This window comes from Mesorhizobium sp. B2-3-11, from assembly GCF_006442215.1.
In the GTDB taxonomy this organism is placed as follows: domain Bacteria; phylum Pseudomonadota; class Alphaproteobacteria; order Rhizobiales; family Rhizobiaceae; genus Mesorhizobium; species Mesorhizobium salmacidum.
In genome coordinates, this window is the sequence record NZ_VFVS01000036.1 from 1 (window position 1) to 14,809 (window position 14,809).

Genomic DNA, 14,809 nt, shown 5'->3' on the forward strand with positions numbered 1-14,809 from the left:
AACGTCGACTTGCCGTCATCCACCGAACCGCAGGTCAGGAAGCGCAGCAGCGACTTCTTCTCCTGCGCGGCCAGATAATCGCGGACGCCGTCCTTGGGAGCGAGGCTCTTTGCCTTGATGTGGCGCATGGTCAGAAATACCCCTCGCGCTTCAGGTTGAGACTATCGGTCCTGCAAGCCCTGATGTGAAGCCCATCCGCCGCTGGGCCAAACGTGACCTGTTGCGGGTCAGCACGCTTGGGACCGCAATTGCGTCGGTAGATGTGGCTAGGGCGGATGGCAGTCGCCTCGCAGATGGGGTGGCGGCTTCAGTCTGGATGGAGCGGCCCGGCAGCCCTTGTTGGGATGGGGCTAGGACACCGGGCCTAACCGACGGGCAGTTCGTGAGAAACGGCACCGGGGGATAACGGACTATATGCGCTCATACCCAAGACGCGCAAAGCATACGAAAGAAGTATGAGGACAACATTCGGGGCTCAACCGATGACCGATCAGCCAGTGACGTGCAGGCGCCGCCTCACGCTCTCTTCCGGCTATTTGCGGGATCAGGCTTGCAGCGCTGCTACTATCCCTCGTTCGCGCCTTGGCGGGAAACAGCTGACCAAGTCGCCGTCGATGTGTTGGTCTTGCCGAGGCGCTTGGCCATGGCGGCGAGGTCGAACCAATGTGCACCTCGGTCGCCGAGTTCGCCGCGATTGGCGGCCGTATGGTTTGTTGGCCGGCAAACAGGAAATCACCAGTCGCAACCCCCGTCTCAGCTTATTGATGCGAGACAAGCTAACGCAATTACAGGTTGTAATACCTTTGGACATATTAGCTAGCTAATATATAATTACCAATTGTTAACCAGGATTAATGCGGCCTTTCCACAGCATTGTAGTATGCCGTTTAGGTTGGGTTACCTCCATAGGGCGGGGAGGCCATACGTCCGTGCGTTGGGGCGGCGTATGCTCTACTCCTTGAATCCAATCCCCGGTTAAATCTAGGCAGCCTGACACGATGGAGCGTATCAGTTCACGCGTCTGACAAGCTTTGCGGGGCCCAATCAAATGGGAGAAAAGTAAGTCGGCGACGGAGAGGAGTATGTAAGGCGATGGGACCTCACCAAATTTCCGATTCCTGGAATGATGCAGCAGTACCGCTACACAATGGACATCTGCCGGGCGCGAATGGTCTAGGCAGATCCGATGTCGAAGAAGAGCACCGAAGCGAAGGCCTCGTCCTGATTGTAGATAAGCGAGCGCTTGAACGTGAATGCCTTGCTCGTGGCCTTATCGAACACAATCCCACTTTGCGCGTTAGCGCGGTAGGATCGCTTGACGAGATCCAGCACATTGCCGGGAAAGAGGAGCCATCCGCGATCCTGGTCATTCTTGGCGCCAGAAAGGTCTCCGAGCAGAGTGTTCGGGCGGAACTTACGGACTTCATTGCTGAGATTGGCACTGTACCCGTAATCGTCGTGGTGGATTCCGACGACCCGGGGGAGGTCCTCGCCGCACTCGAATGCGGAGCCCGAGGCTACATTCCCACAAGCGTGAAGGTGAAAGTCGCTGCCGAGGCCATTGGTCTCGCTCGCGCCGGAGGGATCTTTGTACCCGCCAGCTGCGTGCTGGCGCTTCGAGAGATCATCCACTCGACGGCAAACGGTGCCCGACCGCTCGCTGGCATGTTCACGATACGCGAGGCTGCGGTCGTAGAGGCGCTCAGGAAAGGCAAGGCGAACAAGATAATTGCCTACGAACTCAATCTCTGCGAGAGCACCGTCAAGGTCCATATCCGCAACATCATGAAGAAACTGAAGGCTACGAACCGCACGGAAGTAGCCTACAAGCTCAGACAGATGTTGCTATGACGGCTGCTTCGGACTTTGCCTAGCTGGTCCGGCAACAATTGCCGGACCCGTTGAGGTTGGACACCCGTCCGGATCGTTTTCGCTAAACAGACTCGCTCACGCTGGTGTTTAAGTGCGTTGCCTCGCAATGGTCGCGGACCTTGCCTTCACGAGGAATCCAACACTGTCCTCGCCCAGTTCTGCGCCCCGATATGCTGCTTCGGCGGCTTTCAGCCCTCCCGTCAGCCTGCGGACCGTCGGAGCTGCTCCGAGTACGTCAAGTGGCAAGCCTAGCTGATCGCGGCCGGGCCTCTTCGGCGGCCAAACCGTGAGGCCGAAATAGCTGGCGGCCGAGCGATCGATCCCGCCGCTGAACTGCACCAACAGCGTTTGGCTCGAGTTCCGGCCAATTCGGCCCAGGCTGTTGATGTCCATTGGTGGTTTGTCGCTGGGTCGCATCGCTACGACGATGACATCCCATGCATCTTCGGTCAGCAGCACCGGGTGCGAAAAAACGCTTACTCCCGCCCCGCGCTCGCGGAGCGCATATTCAAGGGATGATGCACAGGGCGTGTCGCAGACGATGGCGAGCTTGGCCGCGCGTAGATCGACACCGGCATCGTCCAGCAAGGTGCAGCATAACCGCGCGAACTCTGGCAGCAGGTCTACGGCTGGATGGTTCAGATTGAGAGCCGCAACCTTAATGCCAGCCTCGTCACAGGCGTCGAAGTCCACAGTTCCAGGCCGAAGCTCCCACGGTCCAGCCATTAGCGAAACAACAGCATGAGAGGGTAAGAGTTCGACAAGCGATCTAGAAATCGGCCCGACCTGGAGGGAGTTCGTGATGAGGTCGACGTCCTGCCATTTGCGGCTGTCGATGCGGTCCGTCACTTCCACGCATTCCGACACGTTGGCAAAATTGGCAAATGCCAACGTCGCGGTCGCGGCTGCTGCCAGGCTCGGATGTCTGGAGGATATGCGAGTGAGCGCAACGACTCGGCTGGCCTTAGCGAGCGCCGCCGCTGCCGCAGTCACTGCTTGGTATCCTGTCGCAGCGCCAACGACCACGGTGAGGCCGGAGAGATCGAGATCGAGCAAGGCTATTTGCTTGCGCACGAGAGCAAGGACTTCGGCACGGTCGATCTCGGAAACATCACGAGCAAACGACCTTGCTGAAAAATGACGTGATGTAGGCATGAAGCTGGGCACCACGTTGCGCGCTCTCACTATCTGGTAGGCCGGCAATGTCCTTTAAGCGGATCCGCTGCCCTGCCGGTCTCGTCTGGGCGCGATGCGCGTGCATTTCCTGCATTGCGTTGGCTGACGCGTTTGCGGCCTTCGCATTTGGTAAAGTAGTTCCTGTCTATTCTATTCTCGCCCAGGCGAGTGACGGTCCAAATTTGGTTGGCCCTCTGACCTTTTGGTGGCCGAACCCGTTCCAATGCGCGCTTTGGCAATACAGCCGAACCTGCCCGAACTGCTACTGCAGCAAACGGATGCTAGGTGATACCCCGTTTGATCGGAAGACTTACCGAGGCTACGCCTGCGACGCTCGGATCAGGCTAAGGGGGTAACGAGCGCTGGGTACGGCGCTACCTCCTTTGCTTCTCTTGCCGAGAATGACGCGCCGCTGTGAAGTTGGGCAGCAAAACCAGCAGCGTTTCTTGGTGACATCCGTGACAATAAGCGCCTTTGACATAAAGCACCGCGGGCCAGGCATCCGCGTCGGCCAAAACCTCCGTCCGCTTGGAGGCCGGCGCAAGAGGATGATGGACATGACCGTCGCATTGATCGCGCTTGTCCTCGCTGCGCCAGTGATGTTGGCGGTTGCCCTTTTAATATTAGTGACCGACGGCGGACCGGCGATGTTCTCACACACCCGGGTAGGGTTCAACGGCAGGCGCTTCGCCTGTTACAAATTCAGGACCATGGTTGCCAACTCGGAGCGGGTTCTGGCCGACTATATCGCGAGCAATCCCGAAGCCGCTAAGGAGTGGGAGCAGAATTGGAAATTCAAGAATGACCCGCGGATCACATTCCTGGGGCGGATTCTAAGGAAGTCGAGCCTTGATGAGCTGCCTCAACTCATCAACGTGCTGCGCGGCGAGATGAGTTGCGTCGGCCCTCGTCCAGTCGTTCCCGATGAACTTCAACGTTACGGATCCTCTGCAATCGATTATCTAAAAACCCGGCCTGGCCTAACTGGCCTTTGGCAGGTGGCCGGCAGAGACGCAATGGACTATCCCAGTCGTGTCTCTATCGACAGCCGATATGTGCGGGAATGGTCCCTATGGGCCGATGTTGTCATTCTCGTCCGGACCGTGGGCGCCGTGATGAAATTCGACCGTGCGTCTTGATTGATGCGCATCGCAAATTCTTGCCCGATGCATTGCTTTGCCTAAAAACCGCGGCGTGCTGTCGCGATCGCAATGGCGAAAGGTGCGGCGCCGGCCGGCCGCGGCGAAATGGCAGCCACAGACCATTACTGCTCACGTGACATGCCTTGGCGCCAGATTACGCCCAGGAAGAGGCCAAGCAAGTAGGCACCCTGCAGAACGACAACGAGAAGCAGGATTGAGATGAGGTGGTGCCAATCAAATACACTGCCGATGCCGCCTGCAGCGACGCCGCCCACGACCGTCACCGCGGTCATGATGATGAGCGCGGCAACTCGAAAACGAAATCCCAGCAAAATGCCGATCACACCGACGGCGACAAGGCCCCAAAGCACGGCGATCTCCTATGGGTGGAAGACTCAGTGTGCCATCTCCAAGTCTCCCACATCTGCGAAATCGGTACCAACACTCAATCCGGCTGCACCGCCTCGCCGACGAGCGGTCGAGGGGCGGGAAATCGCCGCACACTCCCCTGTGTTGCACAAAAGGCGTAGAGTACCCTGTCCGAATGCCCCCTTTTCGCTCATTTCCTTGTCCACCCGCCGAGCCTACGCTGCTTGGAAATAGGTATGCGGAAGTTCACCCGCCGTGCGGCAGCATGCAATGATTTATGATCCGGAGGCCAAGCCTGTGTTTATCAGTGCAGCTATTCAGGACAACAAGACCCTGGACGTTGCGCATCAAGGCGAACCTACGTCGGCGCGCAGTTCCCGCATAATGCCTCTAGTGTGACATTCTACCTATGCTTCAGGTATCTATCCTTTTGCTGATCCTGTCCATCTGGTTCCCTGGCGCCACGCGGATTGCCGGAACGGATGGCTCGCTTTCCTTCGTGCTGGCATTGTTCTGCGCTCTGCTAAGTGTCGGTGCCTATGCGGAAACAGCAAGACGCCTCCATCGGATTGAAGCCGCCCTGACGACTGCGGTGCTGACGATATCTGCTGTCATCATCGTTCTCTCTCTACTGTCGATGCTCTACGCAGATAATCCGATGAGGACGATGCGCGCGGTTTTCTCACAAGTGTTTGGTTTCGCGATCATTCCAGCAGTCGCAGCGATCTCCTTGAGACCGAAGGGTCTCGTGGCAATCGACAGGGTTGTGACGACCATAGTCATCATGACTGTCGTAACATCCTGTCTTGTCGCAATCGGGCTGGGCGATGCCAGATTCGCCGATCGGGCTGAAGGCTATTTCAAGCACTCGAACCAACTCGGGATCGCGTTGTCGGCTGGTCTGCCGCTTGTCGCCGCGAAGCTGGTCACATCCCGCCGGCACCGACTTCTCCTTATGGGCTGCCTCGCTGCGGTGCTCCTGGGTTTGGTGAAATCGGGTTCGAAGACCAACTTCGTTCTCGGCGTGGTGGGCCTTGGTCTTTTCTTTGCGCTATACAGTATATATTTAATCAGAAGAAAGCAGAGTCCGTTAAAAGTAATCGTGGGAACCATTGCCGCTCCGATATTGTTCGAAGCGAGCCTGCTGACATTGCAGTTCCTAAATCCACGGGCTTACGGCCTGCTGGCCCTTCAACTTTCCGGAGGCGAGGCGCATTCGGTGGTATCGCGGCAGCGACTGTGGTCTATATCGATCGATCTCGGCCTGTCGCACCCGTTCACGGGTGTGGGGGCAGGGCAATGGGTGGAAGATATCGCACCCCATAGCCATAATCTGTTCATTGACTTCTTTAGAACACTGGGAGTGCCTGGCTTGGCGTTGGTGTCGATGCTGGTTCTCGTGGTCATGGCGTATCTGGTCAGGGTCGTGTTCTGCACATTGTTCGGCAATGACAGGGGGGGCGACCATGCGGCGGAAGTGAATGTGATGGTGCTTGGAACGTCGGTTTCCCTGTGGAACTACATCATCGCAAACCAGATGAGCGACTCCTTCGGTCCATCGACAGCGCCCTTCTTCTGGCTGCCGTTGGCTTTGCTCATCTTCTATCGCGGCATCCAACGATCACTGCAGACCGGCCCTGAGCGTCCGAAATTGTACGCGGTTCCAGGGTCCCAGCTCTTTCAACATTGAAATTCCCATGGCTTCGCACACAGTCCGTGACCTGACGGCAGGCTTGCCGCCAAGCGTCGAACCACGCCCACTTCAAACAAACATTCGATTTGTGGAATTCTTTGGTCTCCCCGGGATTGGAAAGACAACCGCAACCACCCTGTTGGCGAGCGGTTTGCGGCGGCACGGCCCGTTGGTGGGTGATGTGCGGGTAGCGTCAGAGACAAGAAAGTTCATCAGCCGCCAGATCTACAGAATAGGTATTGTTGCACCAAGGTTTAGGGATCGTGAGTTTCGCTCCCTGCTCTCGCGAATTACGCGCTTTGTCATCGAAGCTGGGCAATCATCAATTGTCGACACAGTCAGGGTCATCTGGAACCTTTCGTTTCTGATTGCTTATGTTCAAAGCGAGAGACAGGGAAGAAATACAATTATTGTCATGGACCAGGGCCTGTTGCAGGGATTCCTATCCATCTTGCTTAAGAGCAGGCGTGGGGCAACATCCGAGAAGTGGCTTGATATCCTATTCGCCATTGGCGTGCACGATATCGCTTTTGTCCATCTGCGCGGCGAGATCGGCGTGGCACGAGATCGACTTCTGAAAAGGGGCGATCGATCCTCGCGGATGCAAAGGACATCTCCTGACCGCGACCTTGATCTGTGGTCGACCGCGGATGGTGCTTGCCGCCAGATTGCGACCGATCTTGAGTGGAGGATGGGAACGGAAGATCACGCCGGCGTACTGGTGGCGGTTAACGTGGAGAGGTTTGCGTCGCCCGAAGACGTTGCCGAAAGGGTTCTCGATGCGGTGCTACTGGCCTGCCTTGAACGGCATCGGCTGTGCGATAGGGTAGGTCAATGAGCACGAGAATGGACCGCCGTTCTTTCATGGGCGTTGCCGGCTTGTATCCTGTAATTGCTTTATTGCCGAGCTCGCTCCGAGCGCAAGGCGGCCAAACGCCGGGAGGCAACGAGTTCGTCCTGACGGGTGAGTATGGCTTCAAACAGCAAGTAATTCGGAATCTCCAGCCGGGAGCAACTATCAACGCTCGCAATGCTTCCTTCACGGTTGCCAACAGCAGAAACAGCGATCCCAGCGCGACGATGGGCTGCGACGAGGGGACGTTGCCGGTCAATCGCTATCCCGTCGTCATCCGCAACTGTCCCGGGGTTCGCTTTGTCGGCGGCCGCTTCGACGGCCAGGTACCGCTAACGTCTGATTGGCGGGATACCTACTGCAACAGCGCGGCTCTGCTTGTCAGGGACGGAACCACCGATGCGACAATAGAGGGGGTGCGTGCCCGTCGCTGCTGGGATGGCATTCGCCTCGCCGAGCACGCCGACGGCTTTCGCCTAAAAGGGTGCTGGCTCAGCGAAATCAGGGATGATGCGGTGGAGAACGACTATCTCCTCAGCGGTATCATCGAAGATTGCCTGTTTGACGGATGTTTCTCGGGGATCAGCCTGGACCCTGCGTCAAACGAGCGGGACGGAACAGGGCAAACGGTGCGGGTCGACAAATCCCTCATTCGTATGCATGCCTTTCTGTCCAAGGGCGAAATCACACATCAGGCGCCGATCAAGGCTGTCGATCAGTCGCCCAGGTTGAGGATCACGGAATCGGTTTTCGCATTGGCCGCGGCCAACATGCGTGGATTCCATCGCCTGGAAAGAACATGGCGGCTGATGATTGAAAGCCGCGACAACGTTTTGCTGTGGCTGCCCGACGAGCCAATCCCCTCCTCGTTGCCGCTGCCGCCATCTGGTTTCAGATTGCTGACGGGCGCCAACGCCCGCGAATATTGGAACAAGGCGCATCTCCAGTGGATCGCGGCGCATCAGGACGTGGTCCGGTTCTCCGACGAATTGCTGTGAGAAGTCGCAGCGTCGGCAATGATTATCCGAACTGCAAAGACAGGTGGCGCTCGCATGCACCCTGCTTGCAACAACAGCTTGGACCGTCACCGCGATGAACCAGCACGAGGCGATTGACAGAAGTGTGACATCAGGATCCGCCGATCACGGCCCTGGGAGGTTTGTGATCCAGGGGCGGTTGGTACGCGTCAGGGGACAAAATATTCTGTTCAGCCCTTCCCAGAAGGCCATTTTCGCCGTCAACGATACTGCTGCCGACATCTGGCGCTCTCTGGAGGAAGGCATGCCACCGCGCGCCATCTCGGTCGAGATGGCGCGCAGTGGCGTTGATAGACTTGAGGCAGACAGGCATGTCGAGGCTGCACTCGAAGATTGGCAGCGGCTGAACCTGATACGGCCCTGCGCGCCCTTGTCTACTTCGTCAGCTCAAAAGCCTGTGAGCCAGGTGGTCGCGGTTGCGGGCCTCAACATACGCATCGTCTATCCGGCGGCCTACGCCTTTCCCGCGATTTCCGTATTTCGCCACCTCGAGGTCAAAAGAGATACCGCCGACGTACTGCTCGAGGTGGTTGGGCAGGGAGGGAGAGTCCATCTGTTGCGGGATGGCAAGTGGATTTTGTCCTGCTCCCTCGACGCACTACCCGTCATGCTGAAGGGGCAATTGCTAACCGAGGTTCTGGATTACGGCGCATATGAACTTGCCCTCCATGCGGCTGCGCTTCTCAGAAATGAACGCATCGTCCTTCTTTGTGGCAATCCGGGCGCGGGCAAGACGACGCTGACCTTGGCATTGGTCCATGCAGGATTTGGCTTTGTCGCCGATGATGTGACGCTGCTGGACTCTAGCGGGCATGGCGTCGGGCTTCCGTTTGCCCCGGCGGTCAAGGCGGGAGCATGGCCGTTGCTGGCCAAATACTGTCCCGGCCTCGATGCCGTTCCGATCTGTCGCCGCCCCGACCGCAAGCGTGTACGGTTTGCCGTGCCCAGGGCGTTCGTGCCCTTGCCTCCCGCTCCCCTACCCATTGGCTGTGTGGTCCTGCTCCGTCGAGGTCGTACCTCGAAAGCTAGCCTGGAGCCGATCGATCCAGCTCACGCATTGCGCGGCCTGCTCAACGGCGCGCTGGCACCCGGCGGAGAGCTCAGTGGCACCGCTTTCGAAGTGCTGACCCAACTCATCGGCTCGGCGCAAACCTATTGCCTGACCTATTCCGGGCTTGATGATGCGGTGCAGCTAATCTCGAAAGCGTGCGATGACGAGTAGAGGCAACGCGCTTAAGGCGTTGGTCGCTGGACTTCGCGGCGCTCCGACCGACAGCGCCGACTGGCAGGCCGTGATCGCTCTGGCAAATCACACTCTGCTCACAGCCGATTTGTTCTCGTCTCTCGCTCGGGCCGGACAAATCCATCAACTCCCGCAGGACGTGCGCGAGTACCTTCGGTTCGTTTACGACTGCAATCGCGAACGGAACCTGCGCTTGCGTACTCAACTGCGTGAAGCCGTTGCCGCCCTCAATGGCCGCGACATCGTACCGTTTCTGCTCAAGGGGGCCGTTCCTCTGTTCCTTTCGCCGGGCGGCCAGGTTCCCAGCAGGATGACGAGTGACCTCGATATAGCCGTGGACCCGCGCGAAGAGACGTTCGCCCGGACCTGTCTTGAAGAGCTTGGCTACGTCGATGTGGCGGGCGCCCGAGGCATGGCCCGCGAGCATGACGCCGGAATGCTGGAACTTCGGTCGAGCCAACCAACCTGCCATGCCCCTCCCGAACTCGTCCAACTCGGAGGACTTCGGGTGAACATTCCTCCCGTTCGGTCGCGCGTCCTGCATTGGATGGTGCACGACCTTCTCAAGGAGGGTGATTACTGGCGCGGAAGGATAGATCTCAGGCACCTTCATGATCTGGCCCGATTGGCGGAAAGCGAGGACGTGGACTGGATGTCACTGCAGGAATCCATGCCGGATCGGAGCGCCCGCAATGCGCTCGACACCCAGCTCTTGGCCTTGCATCATTTCTTTGGAACCAGAATCCCCGCAAAATGTACACAACGCCCGATGGTCCGTTTCCAGCACTGGAGGCGCGTCTTCACGGCGACCCACCCCATCATTGGCGCCCCGCTGCGCCTGGCAGGCAATTTGATGTGGGGCATATGGCGGTTTTCACGCGCCTACGGGTTGGCGAAACGTGGGCCGTCGGACCCCTTGCATCGCATCGCTCGCACGCTCTTCAATCCTCGCACGAAAATCTAAGCCTTTTGGGGAACTAGTGCGCCTGTATGGAAAGCGTAAGATCAATCTGCGAATTTGAGAAAGTTTGTGGGAGGTCGAAATGTCAATAGAAAGCACAAAACGCTCGGAACAGACGCAAGAGACGCTGGTCTCGGAGGCTCAAGCGCGCCGTGACTTTCTCAAGAAGGCGGGGCGTTTTGCGGCGGTTACGCCGCCGGCTGTGACGCTTCTGCTCGGCACAAGCTTGAACTCCAAGGCGATTGCCAAATCGGGCGGCACACGCCCCGGCAATGGTTGGGGAGACAAGAACCATATTCACGTCGGCCCGCCCGGCAAGGCGTAAGCTCCTCGAGCAGGGTCGCTGAAAACAGCGTCTCGACGACATAGGGCCAAGGACATAGGGCCAAGCCCTTCGTGAAAGCCCAGACCGCTTGCGGCGCCCAGAGTGCCGCCGGCGGTCTGGGCTTTTTTTATCGGCGCTGAAATGCATCGAGCATCGTCCCATTGCCGATTTTGTAACCGATGTTCCGCCGTGATAAACGGCGCCTATGGGAATCAAGAACTACCTGATCGAAGGCGGTTCCGGCACTGGAAAAACGTCTGTCGCTACCGAACTGGAGCGGCGGGGTTATCATGTCGTCCATGGTGACCGGGTCTTGGCCTATGTCGGCGACCCCGAAACAGGCAAGGCACTGCCAGGACCACCCGAAGGCCAGGATCACATCGTCTGGGGATACGCGCACTGGATTTGGCCCGTCGACAAGGTCCGGGCCTTTGCTGCCGACACCACCCATCCTGCCACCTTCTTCTGTGGCGGCTCGCGCAATTTCCATAAATTCCTGGACCTATTCGACAAGGTCTTTGTGCTCGACATAGACGTTGAGACGTTGAACCGACGATTGGATGGGCGACCGAATGAGCCAGGTTTCGATCCGGCCGAGCGGCGGCTGGTACTGCGCTACCCTCATACCCGGGAATATCTTCCCGCTGGCATCGATATCGACACGGCGGGCACGGTCCCAAGCGTTGTCGACGATATCCTCGCTCAACTCGCCTGAAGCCCTGAACGTATCGTGAATGGGATGGGAAGCACTCGAATAGTGCGGGAAGACGCTAATGCATGTCGCCCGGAAGTGTCCTCGGTTCCGGAATAACGACATGCATAAGATCAGAAGCTTACAGCAGGTCGGGCGAATCCTATTCGCCGCGACATGCTGTAGTCGCCTGAACGGCTCACTGGCGGCGCTGAGACTAGCCGACCGGCAGCTTGCGGATTGCCGGACGCCCTAACGACCGACTTGAAGAGGCGAAGCCGTACCGGATCAGGCGATTACCCAATCGTTCAAATGGAATTCATAGATCTTGCCGTCGTTCTCGTTTGGATCCGTGTTATTGTCCACGCCCCGATCGACGATATAGAGGCTCATATGATGGCTCGGATCGTCGCTGCTCGGCGCCAGCGCCAATCCGGCCGGTTTATGCGCGTCGGCCGCCGAGATATCGAGCATGCCCAGCAGATCCCCGGTTGGCGTTATCATTGCCACCGAAGTGCGTGACACGATGACGTAAAGCAGGTCGTGGACCGCATCATACGCGAGGCCCCCGTCAGCAGGGGATCCGAGCGATTGTACAGAAAAGCTCGTCACGACATCATCGCCGCCCGTGCTTGGGACGCCGTCGAATTTGCCGTTCTGGCCCGGAGCGATGGTGTAAATGTTATGGTTTGAGCCATCCTCGAGATAGAGCACTCCGCGTTTTGTGTCGTAGGCAAGAGCCTCCGAATCCTTACTGCCGAACGCGGCGGTCCTGAATGAGGTCACGATATCGTCGGACGTATTGTAAAGCCCATCCTTGCCTGGGTTCAACTCGTAGACGCTCTTCGTGCCAGTGTCGTCCGAGAAGAAGAGATGGTGGTTAGCAGGATTATAAGCGACCCCGGCCGGCTCGTCCGAGAAGTTGATGGTACTGAGCGTTCCCATAAGATTGCCGGCAAGGTTCATTTGGTAGAGATTCTTGCCGGTAAAAATGGGCATTTCATCGACTTCACTGTCGGCAACCAGCAGCGTGCCAAGGTGAGAAATATAGACGATATCCGTAGGATCGGGGCTCGGCGGCGACCACTGCGAGGTCAGGATGGTATGGGCTAGCGTCACTGATGTCGGCAGCTGGCTGCTACCGGTGACGTCAACGGTGAAGGTGTGAGTATCGAAGCTGCCGTCGGACGAGGTGGCCTTGACGTGGAAATTGATTGTCGGTTCGGACTGGGCGTTGAGCGTGCCGGTGCTCGATCGCGTGATGACGCCGGTGCTGGAATTGATGGCGAAGCGCGAGTCGTCGATCGTGTAGGTGACCGTCGAGCCGGCATCGGGATCACTGGCCGAGGCGGTGATGCCGACAGCCGTGCCGGCCGCGGCATTCTGGAGAATCTGGTTGGCCGCGGTGTTGGCATCGGGCGGAGCGTTGAATGCGACCGATTCCGGGCTGTCGAGTACGGCGAGAGTGAAGCTCTTGTTGGCGGTGCTGCCGTCGGAGGAGGTCGCCGTCACCGTCAGGTTGATGGACGGCTGGGTCTCGAAGTCGAGTGTGCCGACGGCCGAGCGCGTGATGACACCGGTGCTGGAATTGATGTCGAAGCGCGCATCGTTGATGCTGTAGGTGACGCTCGATCCGGCATCGGGATCGGTGGCCGAAGCAGTAATTCCGGTAGGGGCACCGGCCGCGGCGAGCTCGTTAATCTCGTTGGTGGCTGAATTGCTATCGGCGGGTGTGTTGAAGGCCACCGGCTTGCCGGATCCTGGCAAGAGGTATTCGACGTGCAGCAGCGGCGCACTGGCGGGATTGTACTCGTATGAATCGGCCGTGCGCGTCCCGGTGCCGCTGATCACGAAGGCCATGTTGTTGAGCGCCACCCAGCCAGAGCGGTTGACGACCTCCTGGACGATAGCCGTAAGGTCCGGCGTGCGCTCGGCAAGGCCATGTTCGCCGACGACGGTCCACGGGTCCGGTGTCCAGGCGGTGGATGCCGTCGTCCGGGGAAGCGAGGAGACATTGAAGGCGGCGCTGGTGAAGGGGCTGGCGTTGTCGGTGTTGTCGCCCTGGATCAGCAGCGAGGTTGCGCCGGTTTTCACCTCGTTGGCCTGGAACTGGATGTAGGCGCTGGTGATGATGGCACCCTTAGGGATGTCGATGCCAGTGAAGCGAAGGCCGACGGTCTGGCGGGTGCTGCCGTCATAACCCAGCTCCAGATCGCTGATGTTGGTCCCAATCGTACCGGAGCCTTTCTCCTCGACGTCGTCGCCTGCGGTCGCCACCCTGGTCTCGAAAATCGGGTCGATCGCACTTGAGCTGGCGGCGAGAAGGCTGCTGGTGGCGACAGCGCCCCCTGTCGAGACTGTGCCGGTGTCTGCAAGGGCAGGGGCGGTGTAGGTGGCGCTTCTGTTCGCATGATTCCGGGCGCTGTCGACAAAGGTGCTGTCCAGATGGATGGCAAGTCCAGCCGGCACCTCGGCCTGTCCGGTGAATTTCAATCCGCCATCGTCTACCGATGGCGGGATGATCCCATGGTCGGAAATGAGATCGAGCTTGCTCGCGGCTGGTTCCAAGTTCGGAGTGTGGCCGCCCTGGCCGGTTTCGGCAGCAAGCCCCTCGCCAAGATCGGAGAGCACATGACCCGTCTCGTTACCGCTTTCTTTTCCGCTCGGCTGGGTCCAATCGTCAATGTTCAGCCAGTCGCCGTCAATGCCTGCGTCGATGCCGAACTCAGTCAGGTGTTTCGCCCCAAGCTCAGTCAGTTTGGTCATGTTGGATTTCCTTTCCCCAATTTCCCGTGCTTAAAACCGACATCGCGACACGCCCGACAGGAGGTCAGTTCCCATACCCCAGGCGCGAATGGCCACCGCATCGCAGGCGCATGAAAGCCGCGGCCCGAATGTTCTGCTGGTCAGTCTGTTGCCTTCTTCATCCTGGGCAAGGCAGGCGCCACGGCCGCGAGCAGGCGCAGCAGTGATAGCCCGTCCCGTCCCAGGAACAGCGACGGCAGGATCCAGCACAGCAGCAAGCCTCCGGCGGATGCCAGCAATGCCGTATCGATGAGCAGGGGAAGAGGCGATAGATGGAACTCGCGCAGCCAGTCCACGACTGCCCAGACGCCAATCCCGACAACACCCGCGAGCGCGAGCCCGGGCAGGTGCGCCGCAAGGAAATCCCCCCATGTCATGCCGGTCACGCGGAGGCTCAACTGTGCCATGAGGAAGAAGTTGATCCCGAAGGCCGCGCCGACGCCGAACGCTACGCCTTCTATGCCCCAGAATTGCCCTATGAGGGAACCGGCGAAGACGCCGATGGTGAAAACCGCCTGCCGCCAGGCACGAGCGTAGACCGTCCCTGTTGCGCGCGAGACGGAATCGCTAAGCTTGTAGCTCGTGCGGAACAGCATGCTGAACGCTAGAATCTGGAGCGGCGCGACTACTCCCACCCCTGCC

General features: G+C 58.8%; 13 protein-coding genes. 9 read left to right on the plus strand and 4 right to left on the minus strand.

All coding sequences use genetic code 11. From position 1 onward, the window contains the following. Window positions 1–1,092 precede the first annotated feature (1,092 nt). The gene (locus FJ960_RS28995) at window positions 1,093–1,851 is read left to right on the plus strand and encodes a response regulator transcription factor (RefSeq protein WP_084636857.1); all 759 of its coding nucleotides are present in this window, start codon (window positions 1,093–1,095) and stop codon (window positions 1,849–1,851) included. Window positions 1,852–1,959: 108 nt separating this feature from the next. Here FJ960_RS28995 and FJ960_RS29000 read toward each other — a convergent pair whose 3' ends face one another. After that, the gene (locus tag FJ960_RS29000; RefSeq protein ID WP_140718524.1) at window positions 1,960–3,027 is read right to left on the minus strand and encodes a hypothetical protein; all 1,068 of its coding nucleotides are present in this window, start codon (window positions 3,025–3,027) and stop codon (window positions 1,960–1,962) included. A 572-nt stretch (window positions 3,028–3,599) separates the two neighbouring features. On the opposite strand from FJ960_RS29000, the gene FJ960_RS29005 reads away from it, so the two are divergent. After that, window positions 3,600–4,187, plus strand: a complete 588-nt coding sequence (locus tag FJ960_RS29005) for a sugar transferase (protein ID WP_281406159.1) — start codon at window positions 3,600–3,602, stop codon at window positions 4,185–4,187. Window positions 4,188–4,312: 125 nt separating this feature from the next. Here FJ960_RS29005 and FJ960_RS29010 read toward each other — a convergent pair whose 3' ends face one another. Next, window positions 4,313–4,561 (minus strand): hypothetical protein, encoded by a 249-nt coding sequence (locus FJ960_RS29010; protein ID WP_140505888.1) that lies wholly within the window; start codon window positions 4,559–4,561, stop codon window positions 4,313–4,315. A 407-nt stretch (window positions 4,562–4,968) separates the two neighbouring features. Here FJ960_RS29010 and FJ960_RS29015 point away from each other — a divergent pair, with 407 nt between their 5' ends. The 7 genes from FJ960_RS29015 to FJ960_RS29045 all read left to right on the plus strand — a co-directional run bounded on the left by FJ960_RS29015 (window position 4,969) and on the right by FJ960_RS29045 (window position 11,386). Then, window positions 4,969–6,249: an O-antigen ligase family protein gene (locus FJ960_RS29015; protein WP_140718526.1), complete on the plus strand. Its 1,281-nt coding sequence runs from the start codon at window positions 4,969–4,971 to the stop codon at window positions 6,247–6,249. A 7-nt stretch (window positions 6,250–6,256) separates the two neighbouring features. Beyond that, on the plus strand, window positions 6,257–7,090 hold the full coding sequence (locus FJ960_RS29020; protein WP_140718527.1) for a hypothetical protein: 834 nt from the start codon (window positions 6,257–6,259) through the stop codon (window positions 7,088–7,090). Then, complete coding sequence (locus FJ960_RS29025; protein ID WP_246672997.1) at window positions 7,087–8,103, plus strand: hypothetical protein; 1,017 nt, start codon at window positions 7,087–7,089, stop codon at window positions 8,101–8,103. Before FJ960_RS29020 ends, FJ960_RS29025 begins: the two co-directional genes overlap by 4 nt. 94 nt (window positions 8,104–8,197) lie before the next feature. Next, window positions 8,198–9,364 carry a PqqD family protein gene (locus FJ960_RS29030; RefSeq protein WP_140718529.1) on the plus strand — a complete coding sequence of 389 codons (1,167 nt, stop codon included), beginning with the start codon at window positions 8,198–8,200 and terminating at the stop codon, window positions 9,362–9,364. Continuing rightward, the gene (locus FJ960_RS29035) at window positions 9,354–10,349 is read left to right on the plus strand and encodes a nucleotidyltransferase family protein (protein WP_140718530.1); all 996 of its coding nucleotides are present in this window, start codon (window positions 9,354–9,356) and stop codon (window positions 10,347–10,349) included. The genes FJ960_RS29030 and FJ960_RS29035 overlap by 11 nt, the downstream gene beginning before the upstream one ends. A gap of 79 nt (window positions 10,350–10,428) precedes the next feature. After that, on the plus strand, window positions 10,429–10,671 hold the full coding sequence (locus tag FJ960_RS29040; protein ID WP_140505877.1) for a hypothetical protein: 243 nt from the start codon (window positions 10,429–10,431) through the stop codon (window positions 10,669–10,671). Between the two features lie 205 nt (window positions 10,672–10,876). Then, complete coding sequence (locus tag FJ960_RS29045; RefSeq protein WP_140718531.1) at window positions 10,877–11,386, plus strand: nucleoside kinase; 510 nt, start codon at window positions 10,877–10,879, stop codon at window positions 11,384–11,386. A 264-nt stretch (window positions 11,387–11,650) separates the two neighbouring features. Here the strand turns inward: FJ960_RS29045 and FJ960_RS29050 are convergent, their stop codons facing one another. Together FJ960_RS29050 and FJ960_RS29055 are read right to left on the minus strand one after the other, a co-directional pair. Then, entirely contained in the window at window positions 11,651–14,128 is a 2,478-nt protein-coding gene (locus FJ960_RS29050; protein ID WP_246672998.1) for an RTX toxin, read from the minus strand. 140 nt (window positions 14,129–14,268) lie between these two features. Then, window positions 14,269–14,809 (minus strand): polysaccharide biosynthesis C-terminal domain-containing protein (locus FJ960_RS29055; protein WP_181174352.1); only part of this gene is annotated, 541 nt, incomplete at its 5' end.

Bases quoted from the DNA above. Each gene is read 5' to 3' on its own strand.
- FJ960_RS28995 (WP_084636857.1), top strand. From the start codon at position 1,093: ATGGGACCTCACCAAATTTCCGATTCCTGGAATGATGCAGCAGTACCG.
- FJ960_RS29000 (WP_140718524.1), bottom strand. From the start codon at position 3,027: ATGCCTACATCACGTCATTTTTCAGCAAGGTCGTTTGCTCGTGATGTT.
- FJ960_RS29005 (WP_281406159.1), top strand. From the start codon at position 3,600: ATGGACATGACCGTCGCATTGATCGCGCTTGTCCTCGCTGCGCCAGTG.
- FJ960_RS29015 (WP_140718526.1), top strand. From the start codon at position 4,969: ATGCTTCAGGTATCTATCCTTTTGCTGATCCTGTCCATCTGGTTCCCT.
- FJ960_RS29020 (WP_140718527.1), top strand. From the start codon at position 6,257: ATGGCTTCGCACACAGTCCGTGACCTGACGGCAGGCTTGCCGCCAAGC.
- FJ960_RS29025 (WP_246672997.1), top strand. From the start codon at position 7,087: ATGAGCACGAGAATGGACCGCCGTTCTTTCATGGGCGTTGCCGGCTTG.
- FJ960_RS29030 (WP_140718529.1), top strand. From the start codon at position 8,198: ATGAACCAGCACGAGGCGATTGACAGAAGTGTGACATCAGGATCCGCC.
- FJ960_RS29035 (WP_140718530.1), top strand. From the start codon at position 9,354: ATGACGAGTAGAGGCAACGCGCTTAAGGCGTTGGTCGCTGGACTTCGC.
- FJ960_RS29040 (WP_140505877.1), top strand. From the start codon at position 10,429: ATGTCAATAGAAAGCACAAAACGCTCGGAACAGACGCAAGAGACGCTG.
- FJ960_RS29045 (WP_140718531.1), top strand. From the start codon at position 10,877: ATGGGAATCAAGAACTACCTGATCGAAGGCGGTTCCGGCACTGGAAAA.
- FJ960_RS29050 (WP_246672998.1), bottom strand. From the start codon at position 14,128: ATGACCAAACTGACTGAGCTTGGGGCGAAACACCTGACTGAGTTCGGC.